General features: G+C 72.2%; 2 protein-coding genes. One reads left to right on the top strand and one right to left on the bottom strand.

Annotation, left to right across the window (positions count from 1 at the left end; all coding sequences use genetic code 11):
* On the top strand, window positions 1–676 hold a 676-nt coding region (locus tag G7A99_RS21770; RefSeq protein ID WP_163144036.1), incomplete at its 5' end, for a quinone oxidoreductase.
* A gap of 15 nt (window positions 677–691) precedes the next feature.
* On the opposite strand, the gene G7A99_RS21775 is transcribed toward G7A99_RS21770, so the two are convergent.
* The coding region (locus G7A99_RS21775) for an antibiotic biosynthesis monooxygenase (protein ID WP_163144038.1) at window positions 692–885 on the bottom strand (194 nt) is incomplete at its 5' end.

The following is an 885-nucleotide window of genomic DNA, read 5'->3' on the forward strand; positions in this document are numbered from 1 at the left end:
CGCCGCCGACCGGCTCGTAGCGCTGCCGGAATCCATCAGCGACGAGCAGGCGGCGGGAATGATGCTCAAGGGCCTCACGGCGCAGTACCTGCTGCGCCGCACCTACCGGGTGCAACCGGGGGACACCGTGCTGGTGCACGCCGCCGCCGGCGGCGTCGGCCTGATCGCGTGCCAGTGGGCCCACCACCTCGGCGCCACCGTGATCGGCACTGTCGGCAGTGCCGACAAGGCGGCCCTGGCACAGGCACACGGCTGCCATTACCCGGTGAACTACCGCGAGGAGGACTTCGTCGAGCGGGTACGCGAGATCACCGGGGGCGCCGGCGTCGCCGCGGTCTACGACTCCGTGGGCCAGGACACCTTCATGGGGTCTCTGGACTGCCTCCGGCCCATGGGCACGATGGCGAGCTTCGGCCAGTCCTCGGGCTCCGTGCCGCCGCTGGACCCCGGCATCCTCGCGCAGAAGGGCTCACTGTTCCTCACGCGGCCGACGCTGTTCACCTACATGGCCCGGCGCGAGGACCTCCTCGCGAGCACGGCCGAGATCTTCGACGTGGTCACCCGGGGCGCTGTGCGCATCGAGGTCAACCAGCGCTTCGCGCTGGGCGACGCCGCCGGTGCGCACCGCGACCTCGAGGCCCGGCGCACCACCGGCTCCACCATCCTGCTGCCCTGAGCGCGCCCGCCCCGCCTACGCCGACTCCGTGCCGGCGTCGGCGGGGCCCATCCGCTGGACCACCTCGAAGCCCTCGAACCGCGGCCCCTCCAGGTACACGTGGGCATTCCTGCCCGCATTGCGGTGGGCGGCGCGGAAGGCCTCCGAATGCGTCCACGCCTCAAACGCCTCGCGGGAGGTCCACAGGGCGTGGGAGGCGTAGAGGGTGT

The organism is Arhodomonas sp. KWT, assembly GCF_010993615.1.